We start from the raw sequence: 23,095 nt of genomic DNA on the forward strand, positions 1-23,095 counted from the left end.
CTGCGCCCGCCTTGGGCTACACTTGGGTGTGCTTGGCCGCAGCTCTGCGCCCTTTGCATTGGCCCACAGGGAACCCTATGACTTTTGAAGAATTAAAGCTGCTGCCCGGCGCCCAGCTGGAGCTCGATTTCAATGTGGCGCACGGGCGGCGCGAAGCCAGCCGCCTGATTGGCTATGTGGTGGGGCGCTGCATACTGGTAACGCCGCCGGTGTTGCCCGCCGGTGCCGCGGAACTCCCCAAGCGCGGCCTTGTTGAAGTGCACCTTTACTCCGAGCACCTCAATTGCGCCATATTATTCAGCGCCCAGATCACAGGCCTGATCGAGCAACCCGTGCCCATGCTGTGTTTGGGGTACCCCGCATTTATTGCCCAGGATGAAAGCCGCAAGGCTACCCGGGTGGCCACCTCCCTTGCTGCCAACATCCGCCACGGTGAGCTTGATGTGGCGGGCACCATTGTGGATTTAAGTGTATCTGGCTGCCGGTTAGAGGCGGGCCAGGCGCTCGGTGGGCCGGGCACAAGCCTGACCCTAGCTACCACTTTGGCCCTTGAAGCCGCAGAGCGGCGCGTGAAAGTGGCGGCCACCGTACGTGGTGTATTGGGTCAGCCAGATGACGAGCACGACTGCTTCAGCTACGGGCTTTCCTTTGATGCCTTAAACGATGCCGGTAAGGCGCTGTTGGCAGAATTCATTGCCCAGCAGGCTGGGGCCGGCCACTAGCCCGCGCAATAAGCAAGCTGCAATTTTGTAACCCTCGCCAAAGGCCGGCACTCATTCAGTGCCGCCTGGTTGTGTACCTTGGTACCAGCTGCACCCCTGATTCCGGGGCAATTATCCCTTTTGCCACGGGAAAGCCCGCGGCTGTTTCACGGCGCCTGTTAACCTGAATTAGACTCGCCCCACAGGCCCTAGGGCAAAAGGATGAATTCAACGAGGGAATTACAATGGCGCGAGTAACCATGAGCACCGGCGGCCTAGTTTTTGGCAATGGTGCAGATTTCGAAGACGAGCGCGAACGCGCCCCAAGTTCAGACAGCGGCCAGCCGCTGCACATGATTTTAATGGGCGACTACTCGGGCCGGGGTAGCCGGGGCGTGCTGGATTTAAGCAGCCTGGGCGAGCGCCCGCTTAGGGAAGTGAACCGCGATAACCTGGATGAGGTGTTTTCCGCCTTAAAAGTACAGCTGGCCCTGCCAGGTTGTGCCACCCCCTTGGGTTTTGAGCTGCCCGATGACCTGCACCCGGATACCCTCTATACCCGCATGCCGCTGTTTGCCCGGCTGCGTGAATTGAAGGCGCAACTGGCAAATCCTCTGCAGTTTGAGCAGGCCGCAGCCGAGATTGCCCGCATGCAAAGCGCCACAGACGCATCCGATACGGCCGCTGTGGCCATACCTGCCGATTTGTTTGAGCGAAAATCCGGCCGGCTACCGGAAGGTGAGCAGGATGTGTCTGCCTTGATTGCACAAATTGTGGCGCCCTTTGTCGAGCCCAAGGCCGACCCACGCCAAAGTGAGTTGATGAACACCCTGGATTTGGCCGCCAGCGATGCATTGCGCGGGCTGCTGCACACGGGTTTTTTCCAGCGTCTTGAGGCCAATTGGCGCAGCCTGGAGCTGCTGGTCAGGCGCCTGGAAACAGGCCGCAACTTAAAGCTGTTTTTGCTGGATGTAAGCGAGGCCGAGGTGCGTGCTGATTTCGCCGCCTCCAACGATATTACCCAATCGGCCCTGTACCAGAGGTTGGTGACCAGCTTCCAGGTGCCCGGCGCCACGCCCTATTCGGTGCTGGTGAGCGACATCACCCTCACAGATAACCCGGCCGACGTGCGGGTGGCTGCGGGCCTTTCGGCGCTGGCAGTGTATGGCGATGCCATTGCCTTGGTGAGCGGCCACGAGCGCATTGCCGGCTGCGCAAGCCTTGCGGCAACGCCGGACGTGGAAGACTGGGCCCACCCAGTGGATGAGGAGTTTGCCAAGCTGTGGGCCGTGTTGCGCAACGAGCCCCAAAGCGATTCACTGCTGGTGGCTGCCCCCCGATTTTTAGTGCGCCTGCCCTATGGTGAGCGCACGTCACCCATTGAGAGCTTTGATTTTGATGAGCTTGGCCCGGGCGACAACCATCGCCACTACCTGTGGGGCGCGGGGGCTGTGCTGGCGGCGCTGTTGATTGGCCAGTCTTTTAACCGCAATTTTTGGGATTTCTCCACAGGGCTTGTGACCCGCGTGCCCGATCTCGCCCTGCACGTATACCGCGATGCCCTGGGCGACACCCAAATCACCCCGGCGGCAGAAATCTACATGACCGATGCCACAGCCAGTGCATTGCGCCAAGCGGGGCTTTGCCCCCTGCGCTCGGTGAAAGGGGAGGCGGCGGTTTTGATGCCCAGTTTTGCTTCGCTATCGGCCGCCGGGCACCCGGTGCTGGCCGTGATCTCGGCTTAAGGTTGGCGGGGCTGTGTGAGGGATTTCTGCACAGCCTCGCTGCAATCTGCATAAAAATTTCACTTTGTATTTAAAAATAGGCAGGGAAGTTCAAATCGGCTCCGTTTGCGGGGCTATTTAGGCGAAAAGTGCCCGGTTGGGCTAGCTATACTCTTCAGTCTCTGCGCGCATGATTGCGCCCACTGAACAGGAGGAGTAAGCAATGGCAGATTTATTCGAAAACCCCATGGGTTTAGACGGCTTTGAGTTCGTAGAATTCGCCGCCAAAGAAAAGGGCATATTAGAGCCCGTACTGGATATTCTGGGTTTCACCCACGTGGCAAACCACCGCTCCAAGGATGTGACCTTGTGGCGCCAGGGCGGCATTAACTTTGTGGTGAACTACGAGAAAAAGCACCCCTCTGCTTACTACGCTGAAGAGCACGGCCCCTCGGCCTGCGGCATGGGCTTTCGCGTAAAAGACGCCCACAAAGCCTACGCCCGCGCACTGGAACTGGGTGCACAGCCGGTAGATGTACCCACCGGCCCCATGCAGCTGCGCCTGCCCGCTATTCGCGGCATTGGCGGCGCCATCTTGTATTTGATCGACCGCTATGAAGAGGGCGCGTCTATCTACGACATCGATTTCGAGTTTATCGAAGGTGTGGATCGCCACCCGGAAGGTTGTGGCTTCAAGATCATCGATCACCTCACCCACAATGTGTACCGTGGCCGTATGGCCTACTGGGCCGAATACTACGAGAAGCTGTTTAACTTCCGCGAAATCCGCTACTTCGATATCAAAGGCGAATACACAGGCCTCACATCGAAAGCGATGACCGCGCCCGATGGCAAAATCCGTATTCCGCTGAACGAAGAAGCCGGCGGCAATGGCCAGATTGAAGAGTTCCTGATGGCCTATAACGGCGAAGGCATTCAGCACATTGCGTTTTCTTGTGACGACCTGCCGGGTTGCTGGGATCGCCTGAAAGCGCGCGGCATGCGCTTTATGACCCCGCCACCTGAAACCTACTATGAAATGCTTGAAGAGCGTTTGCCCGGCCACGGCGAGCCAGTAGACGAGCTGAAAAAGCGCGGCATTCTGATGGATGGCTCCGTTGAGGCCGGCGACCCGCGCCTGTTGCTGCAGATTTTCTCTGAAAACCTGGTGGGCCCGATTTTCTTCGAGTTCATCCAGCGCAAGAAAGACGAAGGTTTTGGCGAGGGCAACTTTAAAGCGCTGTTTGAATCCATGGAGCGCGACCAAATCCGCCGCGGTGTACTGAAAGCCGACGAAAAGGCCTGATCACCCGCAGCACACCCAAGGCGAAGGCAAACCCTTCGCCTTTTTTGTGGGCGCAAAAAAGGCTAGTCTGCACGCAATCCGATTGCGTACACCACTGCGGGATCTTTACACATTGCAGGAGTATCTATGAAAACCTTGATCATCAGCGCCAGCCAGCGCGCCGATTCACAAAGCAGCCGCATTGCGGGCCTGCTGAACACTCGCTACTTTAACAACAGCGCCGACCTGTTAGATTTAGCCGCCAAGCCCCTGCCCGAGTGGGACGGCACAGGCTTTGACCGCGACGATGTCAAAGCTGTAAAAGCGCGCGCCCTTGCCGCCGATGCACTGGTGTTGGTGGTGCCCGAGTGGAACGGCATGGCGCCGTCTGCTGTTAAAAACTTTTTCCTGTGGTGCGGCGCGGCGGAGCTGGCGCACAAGCCTGCGCTGTTGGTGGGAGTTTCGGCGGGCACAGGCGGTGCCTATGTGATTAACGAAATGCGCACCAGCAGCTACAAGAATTCGCGCCTGCTGTATTTGCCAGAGCACTTGCTGATGCGCGATGTGGAAAATCTGTGGGTGAATGACACGCCCACCAAGTCTGATACCTACCTAAGCGAGCGCACCCGGTATGCGGTGAATTTGCTTGAGGCCTACGCCAAGGCGCTGGCGCCTGTACGCAAGCAGGCCCTGGAGACTATGGGAGCCTTTACCAACGGTATGTCATAATCGCCGGGTCCAGGGCGGCGCAAGGCCGCCTTGTTAACTACCGGAGAGACCATGAAAGCGCTCGTGATTACCGCTGTACTCTGTGCCCTGTGCACTGCGGCACAGGCCGACTCCCTTGATCGCGCCAAAGCCCTCACCCAAAAATACCCAATTGTAGATGGCCACATAGATGTGCCTTACCGCCTGCAAGAGGCCTGGGCCGACGTCACCAAGGCCACGCCCAATGGCGATTTCGACTACCCGCGCGCCAAGGCCGGCGGGCTAGACGCGCCGTTTATGTCTATTTATATTCCCGCCTCTTTAGAGGGCAAAGGGGCCAAGGCGCTGGCCGATGTATTGATTGATCAGGTTGAAGCCATTGTGTACCGCGCGCCCGACAAATTTGCCATTGCGCGCACCGCCGCCGACATTCGCGCCAACCACAAAGCCGGAAAAATTTCCCTGCCGCTGGGTATTGAGAATGGGGCTGCCATTGAAGGCGACCTGAAAAATGTTCAACACTTTTATGATCGTGGTGTGCGCTACATTACCCTTACCCACTCAAAGTCTAACCACATATCAGATTCCTCCTACGATAAAAGTAGGCTCTGGCAGGGCCTGAGCCCCTTCGGTGTGGCCATGGTGCAAGAGATGAACCGCTTAGGGATTATGGTTGATGTATCCCACGTATCCGATGCCGCCTTCTTCCAGGCGGTTGAAGTCTCCAAGGTGCCGGTTATTGCCTCGCACTCATCACTGCGTCACTTCACGCCCGGGCTTGAGCGCAATGTGAGCGATAAAATGCTCAAGGCCATGGCCAAAAAAGGCGGCGTGATTATGATTAATTTCGGCAGCTACTTTTTAACCGAGCAAGCCGTCAAATGGACAGACACGCACGATGCCGCTGAAAAGGCCTTCATTGCCTTGCAGGGTGAGCACCTGACCGATAAGGCGCTCGCGGATTTTAATCGCGCATACAAAGCCAAGTTTCCCTACCCCTATGCCACGGTTAACGATGTGGCAAATCACATAGACCGCGCCGTAAAGCTTGTGGGCGTCGATCACGTGGGCCTGGGGTCAGATTACGATGGCGTGGGTGATTCCTTGCCCGTAGGTTTAAAAGATGCCGCGAGCTTCCCAAACCTTGTACAAGAGCTCCTGGCGCGCGGCTACAAAGAGCGCGATATCGAAAAAATATTAGGCGGCAATGTGCTGCGCGTAATGGAGGCCGTAGAGGCCTACGCACGCGCGCAATAAAATTTGCCTGAAAATAATTAATAAGGAGCTAAACCATGAAAACCCTGATGCTGTGTTTTGCCGCCGGCGGCATAGGTGCGCTGGCCAACAGTATAGTGGTGTGGGCCTTTGGCCACTATGGGCTCAGCCAAAGCATGGGCGTGGCCATTGCGCCCGCGCTCAGTGCCGCCTGGTTATACCCGCGCATTGTGTGGGGTGGCCTGTGGGGCTTTTTGTTTGCGTTGCCACTTTCGAATGCGCGACCGCTTACCAAGGCTGCACTGCTGAGTTTATTTCCCACGGCCTTTCAATTATTTGTGGTGTTCCCCTACTTTAAAGGGCTGGGGGTGGCCGGCATGGCGCTGGGTGAATTAACGCCGGTGCTGGTGTTGTTTTTCAATTGGGTGTGGGCAGTGGCGACCATGATGGCCCTGCGACTTGCCCGCTAATACACATACCTTGAGATACCGCTTTGCGCTCTCGCCGCTTTGACGATGCCGATGCCCCATTAACTTGGGGCACCTTAAAAAAATTGGTGCCCTATTTATTGGAGTACCGCGCGCGGGTGGCGCTGGCGCTTGCGTGTTTGATTGCCGCAAAGGTGGCGGCCGTGGGTTTGCCTTTTGTTTTAAAACACCTGGTAGATACACTTGCGAGCGAGCAGGGCGCATTGGTGGCACTGCCGCTGGGTTTACTGTTGGCTTACGGTGCCGTGCGCCTATCTACCGTGCTGTTTGCAGAATTGCGCGATACGGTATTCGGGCGTGTCACCGAGCGCGCCATGCGCCGCATCGGGTTGCAGGTGTTTCAGCATTTGCACAATCTGGAATTGGCCTTTCATCTGGATCGCCGCACCGGCGGTTTATCGCGCGATATCGAACGCGGTAACAGCGGTATCAGTTTTTTGCTGCGCTTTATGGTGTTTAACATCATCCCCACGCTGCTTGAGGTGGGAATGGTGATCACTCTGTTGCTCATCAACTACGATGCAGGCTTTGCGCTCATTACCTTGGTGGCGGTAGTGGCCTATGTTGCTTACTCTGTGTGGGCCACCGAGTGGCGCACGGGCTTTGTACGTGAAGCCAATCAGGCGGAGTCGGCCTCAAGTTCACGCTCGGTAGACAGCCTGCTCAATTATGAAACCGTGAAATACTTTGGCAACGAAGGCTACGAGGCCCAGTGCTACGATCGCGAGCTGGCCGCCTGGGAGCAGGCGCGTAGAAAAAACCGGCTGAGCTTGTTTGCGCTCAATGGCGGCCAGGCCTTGATTGTTGCGCTGGCGATGACCGCCATGATGGTGTTGGCCGCCCAGCAGGTAATGGTGGAAGCCATGACCATTGGTGATTTTGTATTGATCAACGCCTTCATGATGCAAATTTTTATGCCGCTCAATTTTCTTGGCTTCATCTACCGTGAAATGAAGGGCGCTTTCGCAAGCATTGAAAAAATGTTCGCGCTGCTTGCCAAAACACCACAGGTACAAGATCAACCCGATGCCAAGGCGCTGGCTGTAGCTGGCGGCAAAATAGTGTTTGATTCAGTGGGTTTTGGTTATGGTGATGCCCGCGCCATAGTGCAAAGTTTAAGCTTTGAAGTGCGCCCGCGTCAGCGGGTGGCCATTGTGGGGGCCAGCGGTGCCGGCAAGTCCACCTTGTTTAAATTGCTGTTTCGTTTCTACGACTGTAGCCAAGGTCGTATTTTGATAGATGATCAGGATATCCGCACCGTCACCCAGGCGTCTTTGCGCAAGGCCATTGGCGTGGTGCCGCAGGAGGCGGTGCTTTTTAACGGCTCAATTTACGAAAACATCCGCTACGGGCGTATTGATGCCAGTGAAGATGACGTGCGTGAGGCCATTGTGTTATCGCACCTTGAAGATTTTATCGCGCAGCTGCCTGAAGGCTGGCACACCCAGGTGGGCGAGCGGGGGCTTAAATTATCGGGCGGTGAAAAGCAGCGCGTGGCCATTGCCCGCACTATTTTAAAGCGCCCGCCCATTCTGGTGTTTGATGAGGCCACCTCATCACTGGATTCCCATGCAGAAAAATCCATTCTGAAAGCCATTGATGCCGTTGCCGAAAAGCACACGGCGCTGGTGATTGCCCATCGGCTGTCTACTGTTGTGAACGCCGATCGCATTTTGGTGTTGGATCAAGGGCAGCTGGTAGAGCAGGGCAATCACGGCGACTTGTTAGCCGCCGGTGGCCACTACGCAAAGCTTTGGCAGGCGCAGCAATCTGAAGTGCGGCACTCAAACTGATATTTCGCTCACGCAGGCGATGGATTGCATTAAAAGTTGCAAGTCAGAAAAATAAAAAGTGTAGATAATCTGGGCTGAAAGCCCGCGCTACAACGGGATACTTCTAATTACCGCAAGCTAGCCCGTTGCGCACTTGGCACCATGGCAAAGTGCGCAACCGGTGTTGCTTTAGTGGCCTGCCATGGCGAGGCTGGCGTGCTGATCGGCACTGCGGTAGAAGGCCAGGTCGGCGGCATTCACACGCTGGCCAATGAGCAGGCTTAATTCTTCGGCCACTTTTTCACGGTCTATGTCTTGGCTTTTTTCATCCACGGCTTCCAGGTCAAGCTGGCTTAAGCGCTTGGTGTGCTTTTCAACTGCGGAGGTGCCGCCAGCGGGCAAGTAGATGGCGCCGGTAGAGAGGTCTACGGCGAAGGCTACTACGCCCGGTAAAATACCGAACAACAGGCCGGCGGCATCCAGAATCACTACCGTTGGGTCTACGCGGCCGTCGGTTTGGCCTACGCGCTCGGGGTAGAGAAAATAGCCGCAAGCGGTGGTGTTCAGAAGTAGTACCAGGGCTGCAGTACGCGCAATGATTTTCATAGTCTGCCTCGTTAAATGCGTTAATGTCGCTGGGCTGCAGTGTAGCAAAACCCGCGAGGGCTTAGGTGCGCTGTTTGGCAAATTCCCGCTCGCGGTAGGCGCCGGGCGTGAGCCCCGTCCAGCGCTTGAAGGCCTTAAAAAACACGCTTGGCTCTGAAAAGCCCATTTTGGTGGCTATATCCTGCATGGGCAGGTCGTCGCGCAGCAGGTAGTGAATGGCCAGCGAACAGCGCACGGCGTCTTTGATTTCCTGAAAGCTGTTGCCTTCTTCCTTCAGGCGCCGGCGCAGGGTTTGGCTGGTGAGGTGCAGCGCTTGTGCCACCTGCTCAAGGCCGCATTGATCTATGCCCGAGTGATCGCTGTCGGCGGCGTTTTGCAGCAGCTGGCGCACCTGCGCCGAGAGGCTGGTGTCGCGTTGATAGTGGCTCAGCAGGCTCACCGGGGCCTGCGCCAAAAACTCTGCAAGGGTGTGCGGTGTTTGCGCCACGCGCTCATCCAAAAAGCGGGTGGCAAAACAGATGCGGGTTGCAGATTGATTAAAGTGCGGGGCGCAGCCAAAAATGTGGGCGCGCTCGCCCGGGTCTTCCGGGGTGGGGGCGTTGAAGTCGATGCGCGCTACCAGGAGCTTTTTGTCAATCATCCAGCTCGACCAGCGAATTAAAATCAACGCCAGGGTTTCCAGAAAAAACAGCGGGTCTAGCCCCGGGCGCGTGCTGTGCGTTATTTCAATACAGGCCTCGCGCTCGTTTTCCTGCAGGCCTCGCGCTCGTTTTCCTGCAGGCCGATGTGTAAGTCGTCGGTGAGCAGCTGAAAAAACTTGATGGCGCGCGCCAGTGCCCTGCGCAGGTTGGGGGTGTGAATAGTGGCGTGGCACAGCATGGCAAAGGTGCCGGGTTTGAGCGGGCGCAGGCTGTAACCGGCCGATTCATCCTGGGTGAGCGTCCACACCTTGTGCATCAATGCCACATAGTCATCCACCGGCATGCGCCAATGGGCGAGCGCCAGCTGGCGCTGTTGTTGCTCGGTGAGCAAATGGCTGGCAGCGATACCTTGGGCCTCGACGCCTGCGAGCAGGTGGCGCACGTAACAGGCCGCCACCGAGGGTGAGTGTGTCATTAGTCGCCGATGGGCAGGGGTTTGTGCAGGGTATCTACACCGCTTGCGCGCGCCAGCAGCAGCACGTCGGCTGGGCGGCTGGCAAACAGGCCGTTGGTCACCACACCCACAATTTGGTTGATGGCCATTTCCATTGCCACCGGATCTTCAATGCGCAGGTTGTGCACATCCAGAATGATGTTGCCGTTGTCGGTGGTAACGCCTTGGCGATATACCGGGTCGCCGCCCAGCTTTACCAGCTCGCGCGCCACCTGTGAGCGCGCCATGGGAATCACCTCAACAGGCAGCGGGAAAGCGCCCAGGCAATCCACCCATTTTGATTCATCGGCAATGCACACAAACTCATCGGCCACGGCCGCCACAATTTTTTCACGGGTTAAGGCTGCGCCGCCGCCTTTGATCAGGTGCAGCCGCGGGTTGGATTCATCGGCACCGTCTACATACACCACCATGTTGTCGATGGTGTTGAGGTCGTACACGGGGATGCCGTGTTGGCGCAGGCGCTCGGCAGAGGCATCGGAGCTGGCGACCGTGCCATCAAACAGGCCTTTGATCTCGGCCAAAAAGTCTATGAAGTAGTTGGCTGTGGAGCCTGTGCCCACGCCCACAATGCTGTTGGCTTCCAGTTTGGGTTTGATGTATTCAACGGCCGCACGGGCGACGGCTTGTTTAAGCTGGTCTTGATTCATTGGGCGCTCCCACTGTTAATGGCGCGATTATACCGATCTTAGGGGGTGATGGCGCGGGCGAAATTGTTTACCATGCGCGATTACGCACGCATTTATTGCGCCGCTTTTTCAAAATCTGCCAATTATTTCCGAGAATCTGAAATCACCATGCCCGAAACCTATATCAAACGCATTTTAAATGCGCGCATCTACGATGTGGCCGTTGAGACCCCATTGGACCACGCGCGCGGCTTAAGCGAGCGGTTGGGTAATCGGGTGTTGCTCAAGCGCGAAGACTTGCAGCCGGTGTTCAGTTTTAAGATTCGTGGGGCCTACAACAAGCTGTTGCAATTATCCGATGCCGAGCGCGATGCCGGTGTGGTGGCGGCATCGGCCGGCAACCACGCCCAGGGCTTGGCCATGGGCGCGCAAAAGCTCGGGGTGAAAGCCACCATTGTGATGCCGCGCACCACGCCCGCCATTAAAGTGGATGCCGTGCGCGCGCGCGGCGCCAAGGTGGTATTGCACGGCGATGCCTTCGATGAGGCCTCGGCCTACGCGCAAAAACTGGTGCAGGAAAAGGGCATGACCTATGTGCCGCCCTACGACGACCCGGATGTCATTGCCGGCCAAGGCACTATCGGCATGGAGATTTTGCGCCAGTGTACCGGCCCGATTGATGCGATTTTTCTACCCGTGGGTGGCGGTGGCCTGTGTGCGGGCGTGGCCGCCTACATCAAGTATGTGCGCCCGGATGTAAAAATTATTGCCGTAGAACCGGAAGATGCCGCTTGCCTGAAGGCCGCCATGGAAAAGGGGCGGCGCGTGGTGTTGCCGCAAGTGGGCCTGTTTGCCGACGGCGTGGCGGTGGCGCAAATCGGCAAGGAACCCTTTAGGGTGCTGCGCAAAACTGTCGATGCCTGTATGACCGTTAGCACCGATGAAATCTGTGCGGCCATTAAGGACATTTTTGAAGATACCCGCTCCATTGCCGAACCCGCCGGTGCTGTGTCGCTGGCCGGCTTGAAAAAATACGTGAGCAGCCAGGGGGCCAAGGGCCAAACGCTGGTGGCCATTGCCAGTGGCGCCAACACCAACTTCGACAGGCTGCGCTACATTTCCGAGCGCACGGAAATCGGTGAAAAGCGCGAGGCCATTCTGGCGGTGACCATTCCCGAAAAGCCCGGTGCCTACAAGCAGTTTTGCAAGGCCATCAACAAGCGCAATATCACCGAGTTCAACTACCGCTATGGCGACAAAAGTGCCGCCCGTATTTTTGTGGGCGTTGCCGTGAGTGCCGACCCCCAGGATCGCAAAGATCTGGTGCAAGAGCTGATTGATCAGGGCTATTCGGTGGCCGATATGACCGAAAACGAAATGGCCAAGCTCCACATTCGCCACATGGTGGGTGGCAAGGCGCCGCACGTAGAGCACGAGCGGGTGCTGCGCTTTGAGTTTCCCGAACGCCCGGGGGCGCTCTATAACTTCCTCACCAAGGTGGCCGGGCGCTGGAATATCACCCTGTTTCACTACCGCAATCACGGCGCCGCCTACGGCAGGGTACTGGTGGGTATGGAAATACCGCCGGCGGAGTTTCAGGCTATGAAGAGTTTTCTGGATGAACTGGGCTACCCCTACTGGGATGAAACACAAAACCCGGCATATACTTTTTTCTTAGGTTCTAACGGCTTTTAAGGCGTTGTGATGTGAGTGCTCGCTTACACTGTGCGCCTTGTCACACAAATGCGACTTGGTACTTTCTTCTTAAGGTCGGCTTACCTATGATAAAAACTCGAAGATCTTAGGTTAAGGTCTTGGGGTTTTTATTATATTGCGGTATAAAGGCCAGCGCGGCGAGTTTCAGTCGCAGGTAGTAGTAAATCGCAAAGAATCAAGTCATTTAAAAATAGAAAGGTGATGTCATGAAGGCAGATGTTCTGACCATCACTGCATTGGTGTTTGCCCTTGGGGTGTTGGTTACCGGTCTCACAAACAGTGATTTTTTTGAGCGCGAACCAGAGGTGCCCACGGCGTTAATGCAAGGTGTGGCAACTCGATAAGGACAGTCCTCCCCCGGCGTAAGCTGGTGTGGTTGTAGCCGCGGTAACAGGCGGTAGTGCAGATGTTGTAAGTAGTGCAGCTTTTTAAGTAGTGCAGATGTAGCTGAAATAAAACAAAAAAGGCGGGCCAGTGGCCCGCCTTTTTTGTGTCTCGCCACTAAAGCCTTGTGTGTGCCCGCTAGCAGCGAAAGCCTGCCATCAGCTGTTGCAGGCTCTTGGCCAGGGTGTCCAGCTCACGGCTTACCACCGCAGATTGGCCGATGCGACTGGTGGTGTCTTTCGATTGTTTATCAATACTGCTGAGGTTGCTGTTCACCTCGTGAATCACCGTGCTTTGCTCTTCGGCCGAAGTGGCAATTTGAATAGACATCTGGGTAATGCGATTCACTGCCTCATCAATGGCGGCCAGCGCATCGTTGGCCTCCCGGGCAGAATCTACCGTAAGCAGGGCGTTTTCGCTGGCCGCCTGCATGGCTTGCACGGCCCCTTTAACCCCCTGTTGCAAGGCGCTCAGCATTTGCTGGATGTGCTGGGTGGAATCCTGGGTTTTGCTGGCGAGGGTGCGCACTTCATCGGCCACTACTGCAAAGCCCCGGCCCTGTTCGCCGGCGCGGGCCGCTTCAATGGCGGCGTTCAATGCCAGCAAGTTGGTTTGTTCTGCAATACCGCGAATCACATCCAGCACCGAGTTGGCCTCCCCGGCCTGTTGCTGCACGTTGCCTATCAATGTTGAGGTGGCATCCACTTCTTTGGCCAGCTGGGCAATGCGCTCCATGGTGTCGTTCACCTTGGTGCTACCCTGGCCTGTGAGAGTGTTGGCGGTGCGCGCCTGATCGGCGGTGAGGTTGGTGTTTTGGGCAATTTCTTCCACCGTGGCAGACAGCTCCGCCACCGAGGCCACCACCGCGCGAATCTCCCTGTTTTGTGAAGACATCGCCTCCAGATTCGCCTCGCCCAGGTTGTGGGTGTCGATTGCGGCTTTCAGCACTTTATCGGCATCGAGCTTGGCGGTGCCGATGGTTTGTTGGAGGGTATCCATAAATTGGTTGAAGCTGCGCGACAGGCTGCCCAGTTCATCGTGGGTGTTGAGCTTGGTACGGCTGGTGAGGTCGCCTTCGCCCTCGGCAATGGCGGCCATGGTGCGGTTAATTTGGTCGAGGGGGGCGGTCAGCAGTGGCGGCAGGAACAATAAAATCCCAAGGCCCAAAAGCGAGCCGCCAATAATCAATACATTCGCGCGCGCCGTGGCGCTGCTGTTTTGCGCCTTGGTGTCGGCCAGGTACCGGTTAACCGCCTGTTGATGCGCTTCGGTGGCGGCATCCAACAGGTTGCGCAGGGCTTCAAACCGCGTTGCCACGTCGCCGTAACTCCGGGCAATAAGCGCCGGGTCGTTGGCGTCGGTCAGCGCCCGCTGACGCAGGGATTGGCTCACCGCACTTTGCCAGGCGTCGAAATGTCGCTCCAGCGCACTGGCCGATGCCACCTGCGCAATGGCGGGCGAAAGCGCACTGGCGCGGGTGGCGCGCTCTATGGCTTGCTGCTGGTTTTCAGCCAAGGTGTCGGTCAGCTGGTTGTAGCCTTTAAAGCTTGCATCCAGAAAAATCAGGCTGCGCTCGGCGGCTTGCGCCTGGTACAGATCGCGGTCTGCCTGCAGCAAGAGATCGAGCGCCTGCAGGTACTGCTCGCCCAGCTTTTCACTGGTGTCGGTAAAGCGCGCTTGCACCAGCAGGCTGTTGGCGGCTACCAGAATCATCAATAGCAGCAAGCCGCCAATGGGCAGGCTGATTTTCCAGCGAAACGACAAGTTGTGAAACCACGACATGCACAGCTCCTTGCGGCACCAAAATGGGGGTGCAAGCAAGAGTATAGGTAAGCTTAGGGGCGCGTGATGATTGTCTGGTGTTCGGTGGCAATGGCGTGCAGGGGGATATCCCAGTGTTCGGCGGTAAGTGCCGGCCAGAGCTGGCAGCTGTGGGCAAGGCCCAGCCGGCGGCCTATGGCGCGCGGGAGCCCGGTATTGCCGAAGGTGCGATCGTAATAACCGCCGCCCATGCCCAGGCGGTGCCCCTGGTGGTTGTAGCCCACCAGTGGCAAGAGGGTGAGGTCTATCAGCCAGGCCGGACGCACCGGCGCACCGGGCCGGGGTTCGGCTATGCCATAGCGGTTGCGCTTAAGGCGTTGGCCGGGCAGGTAGCGCTTAAACTGCAGCAGCCCGCGCCCGGTGACCACCGGCAGGTAGCAGCGCTTGGCCTGCGCCAGGGCGAGCTGCATGAGCGGGGTTGGGTCTATTTCACCGTCGTTGGGCAAATAAAAGGCAATGTGTTGCGCCTGCTTGAACCACAGGTGGCCCGCCAGGTGGGTGGCTAACTGCACCGCCGCGCGTTGTTGCTCGACGCTAGAAAGTGCCCTGCGCCGTGCGCGCAGCAGGCGCCGGATGTCTGAGCGGGTTTGGGGGGAATCCATAGCCAATCGCAGCAGCAAGCCAAAATAGGACCCCGAGAATGCCGTAGCCGGCTTGGCCTTGAACCCGATGGTTCAAGGTGGCGGAATCTGTGGTGAATCAGGCTTTCCGTCGCGCGGACATGCACACCATCACCAGCGAGACGCCGCCGGGTATAAATTTATCGGCTCGAGGACTTACCGGACCAACGAACACCTCAGGGAGGCACACAGTTTAACGTAAAGCGGGCGGCAGAAAACAGGGGGCAGGCAGCTGGTGCTTGTGGATAACAGGCTAGAAGCCGCGTGCAGGCTGCGGCCGCGGCGCATAGAAATTTATTTATTCGTAATCTGCCAGGGCTTTATCCAGCCGGCTGATCAGCGGGGTTAAATCCGGTGCTTTGGCGGTGTTGCCTTGCTCGCGGGCCTGCAGCAGCTCGTGGCTCAGGTTCAGCGCCGCCATGACAGCAATGCGCTCAAGGCCAATCACGTGGCCTGAGCTTCGGATGTCGCGCATGCGCTGGTCTAGCTGCTTGGCGGCATCTTGCAGGGCGTTGCGCTCTTCCGGTGGGCAGGCCACTTGATATTCGCGATCCAGAATACGGACCAAAACGGCGTTGGCGGCGGGTTTGCTCATGGCTTAGCCCTCAGATTCCATGCTTTTAAGGCGTTTGATCATGGCCTCCACACGGGAGCGGGCCAGCTCGTTCTTTTCAACCAAGCGCAATTTCTCTTGCTGCCAGGTGGCTTCGCGCGCCTTGAGCGCGGTGTTCTCCCGATCCAGCCGCTGGCACAGCTCGATGAGCTGATTGAGCTTGGCTTCTAATTGGGCTAACTGTGTATCGGCCATGGGCAACTCGTGCTATTGAGGCAGTGTAATTAGCGGTAACTATATGCATGCCGCCAAGAGGGGTCAATCTTTGTTGAAGTTAATTCTAGCTAATGTGCTGTAGGTTGCCGATATTTAAGCACTTTTTGCTTTTCTGAGTCTTTCGTGTGAGGCGTGGGCTGGGCGAATTCACGGCCGTAGTGGTAGCATGTGCGGCTTCTGAGATTTAGGACAACCCCATGACAGACACCAAGCCCGCCTTGCCCGCATTCGACGATTTTGCAGACTTGTTACTGCAGGCGAAATCTCTGGCGAGCCCCACGGATTTACAGGGCGTGGTGTGTGGGCGTTTAAGCGCCGGCGCAAGCCTGAATCAAGCCAGCTGGCACGAACTTGCCAAGCAATTGATGGACGTCGAAAGCCTGGACCCGCTGCTGGCCCAGGCACTGGACGATCTGCTGGCGGGCACCGTAGACGAGCTGCAAGGCGAGGGCTTTAGCCTCGATTTACTCTTGCCCGGCGATCATATTGGCCTTGATATGCGCGTGCAATCGCTGGCGGGTTGGTGCTCAAGCTTTTTGCACGGTTTTGGCACGGCAGGCCTAAAGGGCGATGCCAAGTTTTCGGCCGAAGCCGCCGAGGCGCTGCGCGATATTGCATCGCTTGCGCAAGTGGAGGCCGATGAAAGCTCCACCGAGCAAGAGGCCGAGGCCAACTACATTGAGGTGGTGGAGTACCTGCGCATGGCGGTGCTCACCTTGTACCTCGAGTTTTCCCGCAAAGCAAAAATGCATTAAGCGCACACTATGGCAATCGGCAAGGCGGAATTTGCGCGCAGGCGTCAGACCTTGATGGGCATGATGGAGCCCAACAGCATTGCCATTGTGCCCACCGCGAGCGTGAAAGTGCGCTCGCGCGATACGGATTTCCCCTACCGGCCAGACAGCAACTTTTTTTACCTTTCGGGTTTTAACGAGCCGGAGGCGGTGGCTGTGTTGTTGCCCGGGCGCACCCACGGTGAGTTTGTGATGTTCTGCCGCGAGCGCAATCCGGAAAAAGAAATTTGGGATGGCGTGCGGGCGGGCCCGGAGGGCGTGCTGGCCAGCCACGGTGCCGACGATGCCTTCCCGGTAGACGACATAGACGACATTCTGCCCGGCCTTATTGAAGGCCGCGATCGGGTTTACTACGCCATGGGCAAAGACCCGGTGTTTGATCGGCGGGTGATGAACTGGGTGAACCGCATCCGTGAAAACATCGGCATCGGCGCCATGCCGCCGGGTGAGTTTCTGGATTTGGATCACCTGCTGCACGACATGCGCCTGTACAAAAGTGCCGCCGAAGTGCGCGCACTGCAAAAGGCCTGCGACATCTCAGCCGCCGGCCACCGGCGCGCCATGGCCGCCTGCAAGCCCGGCATGATGGAGTATGAGCTCGAGGCCGAATTGCTCTACGAATTCACCCGTCAAGGCGCACGCCAGCCGGCTTACCCGAGCATTGTGGGCGGCGGGCGCAACGCCTGTATATTGCACTACATAGATAACAACGCGCCCCTGCGCGATGGCGACCTGGTGCTCATTGATGCCGGTTGTGAATGGGCCGGCTACGCCGCCGACATCACCCGCACCTTCCCCGTAAACGGCGTATTTTCGCCCGCGCAAAAGCAGCTTTACGAATTGGTGCTGGATGTGCAGCTGGCCGCCATAGCGGCTCTCAAGCCCGGCGCCCACTGGAATCAGGCTCATGAGATTTCTGTGCAGGTCATGGTGGAAGGGCTGGTGCGGCTGGGTATTTTGCACGGCGAGGTGGCCAAGCTGATTGAGGAAGGCGCCTACAAAGACTATTACATGCACCGCATCGGCCATTGGCTGGGCATGGATGTGCACGATGTGGGCGACTACCGTGTGGGCGATCAATGGCGTGTGTTAGAGTCGGGCATGGCGCTCACCGTCGAGCCCGGCCTGTACATTCGCGCAGACGACGAGCGGGTGCCCAAAAAGTGGCGCGGCCTGGCCATACGCATTGAAGACGACGTGGTGATTACCCGCCAGGGGTGCCAGGTATTGAGCAGCGACGTGCCTAAAACCTGCGCCGATATCGAACAGCTAATGGCCCAAGCGCGCGCCACAGGCCCCCAGCAGCAACTACTTTAAAACACTATGACCGAGCCAGAATTTGAAACGGATGTAACGCTTATTGGTGCCGGCATGGTGGGCGCAACGGCCGCTTTGCTGTTGGCCAAGCGAATACCCGGGCTTCGCATTCGCCTGTTGGAGCGCTTTGATATTTTCAGCCAACGCGCGCCCCAGCCCAGTTTTGATCAGCGTGCCACGGCGGTGGCTGCCGGCAGTTGGGCGCTCTTGCAGGCGCTGGATTTGGAGCCAGAGCTTGGCCCGCTAAGCGGTGAAATCACCGAAGTGCAGGTGAGTGATCGCGGCCACTGGGGCCATGCCCACATTCGCGCAGCCGAGCACCAGCTGGCAAGGCTTGGGCGCGTGGTGCCCAATCAGGCGCTGGGCCAGGCATTGATGCAGCGCCTTGGCCAAACGCCTGCCATTGAAGTGCGTGCACCGGAAACGGTACAGCGCTTGCGCCCCATTGCCGGTGGCTACCAGGTCACCGCCGAAAGCTGCCAATTCAACACCCGCTTGTTAATTCTTGCCGATGGCGCCAACGATGCGCTTAAAAAACAATTGGGTTTAAGTGCCCGCCAAACGGATTACCAGCAGCTGGCCGCCATTGCCAATGTGCAGGTGGAAAAGCCACACCTTGGCCGCGCCTTCGAGCGCTTCACTTGCGATGGCCCAATGGCGTTGCTGCCCTTGGCAGACCCGCACCAACTGGCCATGGTTTGGACACTCCCCAAGGCCCAGGCGCAGGTTGCCGAGCTCAGCGATGCCGAGTTTTGCCGCCGGGCCCAGGCCCATTTTGGCGATCGTCTGGGTAATTTTTTGGCCGTGGGCAAGCGCGATGTTTACCCGTTGGTGCTGCACGAAGCCACCGAGCAGGTACGCAGCCACCTGGTATTGCTGGGCAATGCCGCGCACTTTTTGCACCCGGTGGCAGGCCAGGGGTTTAATTTATCGGTGCGCGACCTGGCCACATTGGTAGATACCCTTGCACAGGATGTTAGCCGCCAGGGCGTTGCAAACCTCGGCAACCTGCAATCGCTACAGGCCTATGCCTCGGCCCGCGCGCAAGATCAATTGCTGACCGTGCAATACAGCCATCAGTTAGTGGCCTGGTTTAGCAGCGATCACTGGCTGCGTTTTTTGCCGCGCCAGCTCGGGCTAATGGCGTTGCAATCTGTGCCTTCGCTAAAACATTTATTGGCCGAGCAATCCATGGGTCGGGGCGTGTTTGCACGAGGGGTGAATAGCTATGAATAAGCCGATGCCGCAGGCAGATATCACCATCGTAGGCGCGGGCCTGGTGGGCGCGTTGCTCGGTTTACAGCTGGCGCGCCGCCTGCCCGATCACAGCGTTCAAGTTTTGGAAGCCCAGCCCACACTCACGCAATTTAACCCCAGCGCCGTAGACCCGCGGGTAGTGGCGCTCACTGAACATTCCGTGGATTTGTTGCAGGCGGTGGGCGTGTGGGGGCGGCTTGCCAGTGCGCGCGTAAGCCCTTACACAAAAATGGACGTGTGGGACGCCGAGGGCACCGGGCGCATTCAATTTGATGCAGATTCCGTTGAGCGCGAACAGCTCGGTTTTATTGTTGAAAACTCACTGGTTGTTTCTGAATTGCAACAGGCGCTCAGCTATCAGCCCAATGTGCAATTGTGCATGGGCCAGCGGGTAAAACAATTGCTGCTGCCTGAAAGCGACGCTGAAGATAATTTTGGCCAAGTGCAGTTGATTTTGGAAAGTGGTGAAAAATCCGCCACGCAATTGCTGCTTGCCGCCGACGGCGCCCATTCAAGTATTCGCACCCTGGCAGGCATTGATGCCAGAGAATCTGACTGCCACCAGCAGGGGATAGTCACCACCATCACCACCGAGCGCCCCCACGGGCAGGTGGCGCGCCAGCGGTTTATGGCCACTGGCCCATTGGCGTTACTGCCGCTCACAACCGGCGCGCAAGGTTATCAATGCTCGATTGTGTGGTCTGCCGATACCGATTGTGCAAGCAACATAATGGCGTTGGATGATCACGCATTTTGCGAGGCGCTTACGCGTGCAAGTGAGGGCTGCCTTGGGCAGGTTACGCACGCCGATGCCCGCTTCAGCTTTCCGCTTTGGCAGCGCCATGCACTCACCTATTACAAGCCGGGGCTTGCATTGGTGGGCGATGCCGCGCACAGCATTCACCCGCTGGCAGGCCAGGGCGTAAATCTTGGTTTAAAAGATGTGGGTGCTCTGGTGGGCGAAATTGAACGCGCACTTGCGCGTGACTTGCCGCTGGGTTGCATGGCCACATTGCGGCGTTACCAGCGCGCGCGACGGGCCGACAACCGGGCAACCCTGGGCGCCATGGCGGGCTTCCAGCAGCTCTTTGGTGCCGATGCACACCTGTTGCGCTGGTTGCGCAATGAAGGCCTGCGCCAGGTGGATCGCCAGCCACTGCTCAAACGTTTTTTAATTAACAAGGCTATGGGAGTCAACTCATAATGCACATCTCATTTCGCGCGTGCCTGGTTGCGCTGGTGTTCAGCTTGGGCTTGGTGGGCTGTGATGCACCCGAACAACACCATGCGGGCGTTAATAACACAGAGCTGACCGTGCTCTGGGGTGAAAACAGTTTCGAACAACCGCTCTATGCCGTGGTGGCCGAAGGTGCGGGCGAGCCCAAAAGTATTGGCAGCTACAGTGTGCGCATTTACACGCCCAATGCCGATGGCGGCAAGCGCGATTTCTTTCTGGCAGGCGAAGTGTTTTCCCGCGATGGCTTTTTGAAATCCATCACCCTGGCAGATGTAGATGGCGATCAATTGGAAGAGCTGGTAGTAGTGTTAGAAAGCGTAGGCACCGGCAGTTATGTAACCGCCCACGCCTGGCACTACCTGGAGGGCCACATCAGCGTTATTGCCAGCGCTGAAAACCTGTTGCCCGAAGTGGACATGATTGCCGCACTGAAAGCGCAAATTCAAGCGCTCAATGCACTGGAGCCCAGTGATTCTAGCCGCGGCCCAGAGCAATGAGCATGAGCAACAAAGCAGCACTTGGCCTTGAAATTCAACGGGTGGATTATGGCAACCCGCAGCAGGGCCGGGCATTGCTAACCCTGCTCGATGCCTACGCACAGGATCCAATGGGTGGCGGTGAGCCCTTGTGTGAAAATGTGCACCAAAATTTGTTGGCGCTCTTGCGGCAAACACCAAATGCGGTGAGTTTTATTGCCTACCTCAAAGGTGAGGCCGTGGGGCTGATAAACGGGTTTGAATCTGTATCTACCTTTGCTGCCCGGCCGCTGATAAACATTCACGATCTGGCGGTAAGTAGTCATGTGCGCGGCCAAGGTGTAGGGGCCGCACTAGTAAACGCCATGGCAAATCATGCCCGCGCGCGCAATTGCTGCAAGCTCACACTGGAAGTGCTCACCGGCAATACCCGGGCCCTGGCATTGTACGAACGCCAGGGGTTTGAAAGTTACGCCCTGGATCCGGCCATGGGTCACGCCACCTTTTTGCAAAAAAAGCTCTAAGCTTTTTGCTCACCCTTTAATTTGGATTCCCCATGCAAGAAGTTGTTATCACCCGCGAGCCGGTTGAGTTGTATAAAATTTTAAAATTTGAAGGCCTGTGTGCCAGCGGTGCCGAGGCCAAAAACGCGGTGGCGGCAGGTTTGGTGCAGGTTAATGGTGAGCAAGAGCTGCGTAAGCGCCGCCAGATTGTGGGTGGCGATGTCATCGCCTTTGAAGGTGAAACCTTAAAGATTCTTTTCCAGCCGCCGCAATAGTCGGCCGTTTAAAAGCCGGAGGTAACACGCCATGAATCAAACTCTTGAATCTGAACCCATCAGCAGTTTAACTGGCAAAGAGGCGCGGGTTTACACTACGGGCGATTTTCTTACGCAAGATCACCGCCCGGAGCGCGTGAACATCGAGCTTTCGCCCGCACGCGACATAGTGCGCATTTGGATGGGCTAGCGCCTAATTACCCCCGCCACTATTGCCAGCCCCACGGTGTGGGTGGTGTTTTTACGGGCTTGGTTAAATCAAAATCCACGCGAAATTCACGGCCCTGGCGCACCATGCGGTAGCTGAAAATCTTGGGGTAAAGATAAAACTGCCAGGTGTTGCCCATCGATTGCGGAATGCCCTCACGCACAAACAAGGCTTTGGTGAAGTCGTCTGCCGGAAACGATTGCACTTGCGGCCAGCCTAACTCTTTGGTGTGGCCACCATATTGGCTGATAGAATCTTCCAGCCCGTCTTTGTGGCGATGATCGTGTTTAAGCTCCAGCCCCGTGGCGGTTTTACTGATCACCCAGGTGCGCGAGGCATCGTCGCCCACGTGAAAGGGGATATGCAGCTGGGTGTCGCTGCATTGGCGCACATGCATCACCAAACGCTTGCCCGCAAAGCCGCCATCGGGGGCGTTATCTACCGCCACCTTGCCCGCGTAGGCCTTGCCGCAATGTTTAGACAGCGTATTAAAAAACGCATCCTGGGCGCTGGGCTTGGGTGTGGCGCTCGCGCCCAAGGTATACAGGCCCAGGCAAAGGGTGGAGAGTGCGAGCAGTGTGTGCTTTATCATGATGTGTGGCTCCGGCGAGTGTTGGGGTAGGTATAGCAGCCATTGTTTCAAGCGCGAATCTAATCAAGCTTGGAGGGAAAAAACACCGAGCGCAACCAATTCCACCAGCCGTTGTTGCCCATCACGTATTTATCCAGCGCATCCTGGTTGCGGTAGTAATGTTTTGGGTCTTGAAACAGCGAGGCGCGCGTGAGCATTTTGCGCTTAGGGTTAAGCGTTTTAACTACCTTGGCGGGGTTGCCCGCCACCACCACATTGGCCGGCACATCTTTGGTGACCAGGCTGCCTGCGCCCACCACACTGTTGTCGCCAATGGTAACTCCTTTGCCCACTATGGCGCTGTCGCCAATCCATACGTTGTTGCCTAGGGTTATGGGTTTGGAGCAGCGAAACGGGCGCGTGCGGTTGTAAAGCCCGTGCCAATCGGAATCCGATATATACACGTTGGCCGCAAGCATGGTGTTGTCGCCAATGCGAATACCGATGTTTGAGGCAAGGCGCACGCCGGGCGAAATGAGTACGTTATCGCCCACCTGAATGCTGCCCTGGCTTTGCTTGCCAGACCAGCAGGTAAACTGCACAGGGTTAGCGCGCGCTGAAATAATATGCACGCAGCGCCCAAGGCGTATGTGGCTGCCGAACACACTTACGCTCCAAGGCGATACCACCTGTAGGCCGCGGCCACAGGCGTCGAACTGCGGCTTTAGAAAGTGGCGCGTATAGGTGCGGTTAATGCGGTTGGCGAGCCACTTTAAAAGGTAGGGCCGATTGTTTTTGCGCATA

At 57.4% G+C, this 23,095-nt stretch carries 27 protein-coding genes and 1 other RNA gene; 17 read left to right on the forward strand and 11 right to left on the reverse strand.

Annotated elements, in window-relative coordinates; all coding sequences use genetic code 11:
- Window positions 1-77: 77 nt before the first annotated feature.
- The 7 genes from L1F30_RS02470 to L1F30_RS02500 all read left to right on the forward strand — a co-directional run bounded on the left by L1F30_RS02470 (window position 78) and on the right by L1F30_RS02500 (window position 7,914).
- Complete coding sequence (locus L1F30_RS02470) at window positions 78-722, forward strand: flagellar brake protein (protein WP_253358925.1); 645 nt, start codon at window positions 78-80, stop codon at window positions 720-722.
- Between the two features lie 224 nt (window positions 723-946).
- Window positions 947-2,446, forward strand: a complete 1,500-nt coding sequence (locus L1F30_RS02475) for a type VI secretion system contractile sheath domain-containing protein (RefSeq protein ID WP_253358927.1) — start codon at window positions 947-949, stop codon at window positions 2,444-2,446.
- A gap of 202 nt (window positions 2,447-2,648) precedes the next feature.
- Complete coding sequence (gene hppD / locus L1F30_RS02480; RefSeq protein WP_253358929.1) at window positions 2,649-3,731, forward strand: 4-hydroxyphenylpyruvate dioxygenase; 1,083 nt, start codon at window positions 2,649-2,651, stop codon at window positions 3,729-3,731.
- 126 nt (window positions 3,732-3,857) lie between these two features.
- The gene (locus L1F30_RS02485) at window positions 3,858-4,439 is read left to right on the forward strand and encodes an NADPH-dependent FMN reductase (protein ID WP_253358931.1); all 582 of its coding nucleotides are present in this window, start codon (window positions 3,858-3,860) and stop codon (window positions 4,437-4,439) included.
- 51 nt (window positions 4,440-4,490) lie between these two features.
- Window positions 4,491-5,675 carry a dipeptidase gene (locus L1F30_RS02490; RefSeq protein WP_253358933.1) on the forward strand — a complete coding sequence of 395 codons (1,185 nt, stop codon included), beginning with the start codon at window positions 4,491-4,493 and terminating at the stop codon, window positions 5,673-5,675.
- A 35-nt stretch (window positions 5,676-5,710) separates the two neighbouring features.
- On the forward strand, window positions 5,711-6,103 hold the full coding sequence (locus tag L1F30_RS02495; protein WP_253358935.1) for a hypothetical protein: 393 nt from the start codon (window positions 5,711-5,713) through the stop codon (window positions 6,101-6,103).
- A 23-nt stretch (window positions 6,104-6,126) separates the two neighbouring features.
- Window positions 6,127-7,914: an ABC transporter ATP-binding protein/permease gene (locus tag L1F30_RS02500; protein WP_253358937.1), complete on the forward strand. Its 1,788-nt coding sequence runs from the start codon at window positions 6,127-6,129 to the stop codon at window positions 7,912-7,914.
- A 168-nt stretch (window positions 7,915-8,082) separates the two neighbouring features.
- Here L1F30_RS02500 and L1F30_RS02505 read toward each other — a convergent pair whose 3' ends face one another.
- The 4 genes from L1F30_RS02505 to rpiA form a co-directional block, all read right to left on the reverse strand.
- Window positions 8,083-8,499, reverse strand: a complete 417-nt coding sequence (locus L1F30_RS02505; RefSeq protein ID WP_253358939.1) for a hypothetical protein — start codon at window positions 8,497-8,499, stop codon at window positions 8,083-8,085.
- Window positions 8,500-8,560: 61 nt separating this feature from the next.
- On the reverse strand, window positions 8,561-9,166 hold the full coding sequence (locus L1F30_RS02510) for a helix-turn-helix domain-containing protein (protein ID WP_371922643.1): 606 nt from the start codon (window positions 9,164-9,166) through the stop codon (window positions 8,561-8,563).
- Window positions 9,167-9,219: 53 nt separating this feature from the next.
- Window positions 9,220-9,615: an AraC family transcriptional regulator ligand-binding domain-containing protein gene (locus L1F30_RS02515; protein WP_253358941.1), complete on the reverse strand. Its 396-nt coding sequence runs from the start codon at window positions 9,613-9,615 to the stop codon at window positions 9,220-9,222.
- Complete coding sequence (rpiA, locus tag L1F30_RS02520; protein ID WP_253358942.1) at window positions 9,615-10,304, reverse strand: ribose-5-phosphate isomerase RpiA; 690 nt, start codon at window positions 10,302-10,304, stop codon at window positions 9,615-9,617. The genes L1F30_RS02515 and rpiA overlap by 1 nt, the downstream gene beginning before the upstream one ends.
- Before the next feature lie 147 nt (window positions 10,305-10,451).
- On the opposite strand from rpiA, the gene ilvA reads away from it, so the two are divergent.
- Complete coding sequence (gene ilvA / locus L1F30_RS02525) at window positions 10,452-11,978, forward strand: threonine ammonia-lyase, biosynthetic (RefSeq protein WP_253361882.1); 1,527 nt, start codon at window positions 10,452-10,454, stop codon at window positions 11,976-11,978.
- 227 nt (window positions 11,979-12,205) lie between these two features.
- Window positions 12,206-12,343: a hypothetical protein gene (locus L1F30_RS02530; protein WP_253358943.1), complete on the forward strand. Its 138-nt coding sequence runs from the start codon at window positions 12,206-12,208 to the stop codon at window positions 12,341-12,343.
- A 178-nt stretch (window positions 12,344-12,521) separates the two neighbouring features.
- Here L1F30_RS02530 and L1F30_RS02535 read toward each other — a convergent pair whose 3' ends face one another.
- From L1F30_RS02535 to L1F30_RS02555, 5 genes are all read right to left on the reverse strand, one after another.
- Entirely contained in the window at window positions 12,522-14,165 is a 1,644-nt protein-coding gene (locus L1F30_RS02535) for a methyl-accepting chemotaxis protein (RefSeq protein ID WP_253358945.1), read from the reverse strand.
- 53 nt (window positions 14,166-14,218) lie between these two features.
- Window positions 14,219-14,806: a 5-formyltetrahydrofolate cyclo-ligase gene (locus L1F30_RS02540; RefSeq protein ID WP_253358951.1), complete on the reverse strand. Its 588-nt coding sequence runs from the start codon at window positions 14,804-14,806 to the stop codon at window positions 14,219-14,221.
- Window positions 14,807-14,831: 25 nt separating this feature from the next.
- Window positions 14,832-15,010, reverse strand: a non-coding RNA gene (gene ssrS, locus L1F30_RS02545) — 6S RNA.
- Window positions 15,011-15,122: 112 nt separating this feature from the next.
- Window positions 15,123-15,419: a cell division protein ZapA gene (locus L1F30_RS02550; RefSeq protein WP_253358953.1), complete on the reverse strand. Its 297-nt coding sequence runs from the start codon at window positions 15,417-15,419 to the stop codon at window positions 15,123-15,125.
- Between the two features lie 3 nt (window positions 15,420-15,422).
- Complete coding sequence (locus tag L1F30_RS02555; protein ID WP_253358955.1) at window positions 15,423-15,632, reverse strand: TIGR02449 family protein; 210 nt, start codon at window positions 15,630-15,632, stop codon at window positions 15,423-15,425.
- Window positions 15,633-15,850: 218 nt separating this feature from the next.
- Between L1F30_RS02555 and L1F30_RS02560 the strand changes: the two genes are divergently transcribed.
- From L1F30_RS02560 to L1F30_RS02595, 8 genes are read left to right on the forward strand one after another with little or no spacing between them, the layout of a single operon-like run.
- Complete coding sequence (locus tag L1F30_RS02560; RefSeq protein WP_253358957.1) at window positions 15,851-16,408, forward strand: UPF0149 family protein; 558 nt, start codon at window positions 15,851-15,853, stop codon at window positions 16,406-16,408.
- A gap of 9 nt (window positions 16,409-16,417) precedes the next feature.
- Complete coding sequence (pepP, locus tag L1F30_RS02565; protein ID WP_253358958.1) at window positions 16,418-17,764, forward strand: Xaa-Pro aminopeptidase; 1,347 nt, start codon at window positions 16,418-16,420, stop codon at window positions 17,762-17,764.
- Between the two features lie 6 nt (window positions 17,765-17,770).
- Window positions 17,771-19,000 carry a 2-octaprenyl-6-methoxyphenyl hydroxylase gene (gene ubiH / locus L1F30_RS02570; RefSeq protein ID WP_253358960.1) on the forward strand — a complete coding sequence of 410 codons (1,230 nt, stop codon included), beginning with the start codon at window positions 17,771-17,773 and terminating at the stop codon, window positions 18,998-19,000.
- Window positions 18,993-20,225, forward strand: a complete 1,233-nt coding sequence (locus L1F30_RS02575) for a UbiH/UbiF/VisC/COQ6 family ubiquinone biosynthesis hydroxylase (RefSeq protein ID WP_253358968.1) — start codon at window positions 18,993-18,995, stop codon at window positions 20,223-20,225. Before ubiH ends, L1F30_RS02575 begins: the two co-directional genes overlap by 8 nt.
- Entirely contained in the window at window positions 20,225-20,755 is a 531-nt protein-coding gene (locus L1F30_RS02580; protein WP_253358970.1) for a PliI family lysozyme inhibitor of I-type lysozyme, read from the forward strand. The genes L1F30_RS02575 and L1F30_RS02580 overlap by 1 nt, the downstream gene beginning before the upstream one ends.
- Before the next feature lie 2 nt (window positions 20,756-20,757).
- Window positions 20,758-21,258 (forward strand): N-acetyltransferase, encoded by a 501-nt coding sequence (locus L1F30_RS02585; RefSeq protein WP_253358972.1) that lies wholly within the window; start codon window positions 20,758-20,760, stop codon window positions 21,256-21,258.
- 32 nt (window positions 21,259-21,290) lie between these two features.
- Complete coding sequence (locus L1F30_RS02590) at window positions 21,291-21,512, forward strand: RNA-binding S4 domain-containing protein (protein ID WP_253358973.1); 222 nt, start codon at window positions 21,291-21,293, stop codon at window positions 21,510-21,512.
- A 31-nt stretch (window positions 21,513-21,543) separates the two neighbouring features.
- Complete coding sequence (locus L1F30_RS02595; protein ID WP_253358974.1) at window positions 21,544-21,702, forward strand: hypothetical protein; 159 nt, start codon at window positions 21,544-21,546, stop codon at window positions 21,700-21,702.
- Window positions 21,703-21,721: 19 nt separating this feature from the next.
- Here L1F30_RS02595 and L1F30_RS02600 read toward each other — a convergent pair whose 3' ends face one another.
- Both L1F30_RS02600 and L1F30_RS02605 read right to left on the reverse strand, forming a co-directional pair.
- A complete protein-coding gene (locus L1F30_RS02600; protein WP_253358975.1) occupies window positions 21,722-22,312 on the reverse strand; it encodes a hypothetical protein in 591 nt (196 codons plus the stop codon).
- 59 nt (window positions 22,313-22,371) lie between these two features.
- Complete coding sequence (locus tag L1F30_RS02605) at window positions 22,372-23,094, reverse strand: DapH/DapD/GlmU-related protein (protein WP_253358976.1); 723 nt, start codon at window positions 23,092-23,094, stop codon at window positions 22,372-22,374.
- Between the last annotated feature and the right edge of the window lies 1 nt (window position 23,095).

The organism is Simiduia sp. 21SJ11W-1 (assembly GCF_024138675.1).
Taxonomy (GTDB): Bacteria; Pseudomonadota; Gammaproteobacteria; order Pseudomonadales; family Cellvibrionaceae; genus Simiduia.

What these genes read in the sequence shown, in the direction of transcription:
- L1F30_RS02470 (WP_253358925.1), top strand. Translation starts at nt 78, where the DNA reads ATGACTTTTGAAGAATTAAAGCTGCTGCCCGGCGCCCAGCTGGAGCTC.
- L1F30_RS02475 (WP_253358927.1), top strand. Translation starts at nt 947, where the DNA reads ATGGCGCGAGTAACCATGAGCACCGGCGGCCTAGTTTTTGGCAATGGT.
- hppD (WP_253358929.1), top strand. Translation starts at nt 2,649, where the DNA reads ATGGCAGATTTATTCGAAAACCCCATGGGTTTAGACGGCTTTGAGTTC.
- L1F30_RS02485 (WP_253358931.1), top strand. Translation starts at nt 3,858, where the DNA reads ATGAAAACCTTGATCATCAGCGCCAGCCAGCGCGCCGATTCACAAAGC.
- L1F30_RS02490 (WP_253358933.1), top strand. Translation starts at nt 4,491, where the DNA reads ATGAAAGCGCTCGTGATTACCGCTGTACTCTGTGCCCTGTGCACTGCG.
- L1F30_RS02495 (WP_253358935.1), top strand. Translation starts at nt 5,711, where the DNA reads ATGAAAACCCTGATGCTGTGTTTTGCCGCCGGCGGCATAGGTGCGCTG.
- L1F30_RS02505 (WP_253358939.1), bottom strand. Translation starts at nt 8,499, where the DNA reads ATGAAAATCATTGCGCGTACTGCAGCCCTGGTACTACTTCTGAACACC.
- L1F30_RS02515 (WP_253358941.1), bottom strand. Translation starts at nt 9,615, where the DNA reads ATGACACACTCACCCTCGGTGGCGGCCTGTTACGTGCGCCACCTGCTC.
- rpiA (WP_253358942.1), bottom strand. Translation starts at nt 10,304, where the DNA reads ATGAATCAAGACCAGCTTAAACAAGCCGTCGCCCGTGCGGCCGTTGAA.
- ilvA (WP_253361882.1), top strand. Translation starts at nt 10,452, where the DNA reads ATGCCCGAAACCTATATCAAACGCATTTTAAATGCGCGCATCTACGAT.
- L1F30_RS02530 (WP_253358943.1), top strand. Translation starts at nt 12,206, where the DNA reads ATGAAGGCAGATGTTCTGACCATCACTGCATTGGTGTTTGCCCTTGGG.
- L1F30_RS02535 (WP_253358945.1), bottom strand. Translation starts at nt 14,165, where the DNA reads ATGTCGTGGTTTCACAACTTGTCGTTTCGCTGGAAAATCAGCCTGCCC.
- L1F30_RS02540 (WP_253358951.1), bottom strand. Translation starts at nt 14,806, where the DNA reads ATGGATTCCCCCCAAACCCGCTCAGACATCCGGCGCCTGCTGCGCGCA.
- L1F30_RS02550 (WP_253358953.1), bottom strand. Translation starts at nt 15,419, where the DNA reads ATGAGCAAACCCGCCGCCAACGCCGTTTTGGTCCGTATTCTGGATCGC.
- L1F30_RS02555 (WP_253358955.1), bottom strand. Translation starts at nt 15,632, where the DNA reads ATGGCCGATACACAGTTAGCCCAATTAGAAGCCAAGCTCAATCAGCTC.
- L1F30_RS02560 (WP_253358957.1), top strand. Translation starts at nt 15,851, where the DNA reads ATGACAGACACCAAGCCCGCCTTGCCCGCATTCGACGATTTTGCAGAC.
- pepP (WP_253358958.1), top strand. Translation starts at nt 16,418, where the DNA reads ATGGCAATCGGCAAGGCGGAATTTGCGCGCAGGCGTCAGACCTTGATG.
- ubiH (WP_253358960.1), top strand. Translation starts at nt 17,771, where the DNA reads ATGACCGAGCCAGAATTTGAAACGGATGTAACGCTTATTGGTGCCGGC.
- L1F30_RS02575 (WP_253358968.1), top strand. Translation starts at nt 18,993, where the DNA reads ATGAATAAGCCGATGCCGCAGGCAGATATCACCATCGTAGGCGCGGGC.
- L1F30_RS02580 (WP_253358970.1), top strand. Translation starts at nt 20,225, where the DNA reads ATGCACATCTCATTTCGCGCGTGCCTGGTTGCGCTGGTGTTCAGCTTG.
- L1F30_RS02585 (WP_253358972.1), top strand. Translation starts at nt 20,758, where the DNA reads ATGAGCAACAAAGCAGCACTTGGCCTTGAAATTCAACGGGTGGATTAT.
- L1F30_RS02590 (WP_253358973.1), top strand. Translation starts at nt 21,291, where the DNA reads ATGCAAGAAGTTGTTATCACCCGCGAGCCGGTTGAGTTGTATAAAATT.
- L1F30_RS02595 (WP_253358974.1), top strand. Translation starts at nt 21,544, where the DNA reads ATGAATCAAACTCTTGAATCTGAACCCATCAGCAGTTTAACTGGCAAA.
- L1F30_RS02600 (WP_253358975.1), bottom strand. Translation starts at nt 22,312, where the DNA reads ATGATAAAGCACACACTGCTCGCACTCTCCACCCTTTGCCTGGGCCTG.
- L1F30_RS02605 (WP_253358976.1), bottom strand. Translation starts at nt 23,094, where the DNA reads ATGCGCAAAAACAATCGGCCCTACCTTTTAAAGTGGCTCGCCAACCGC.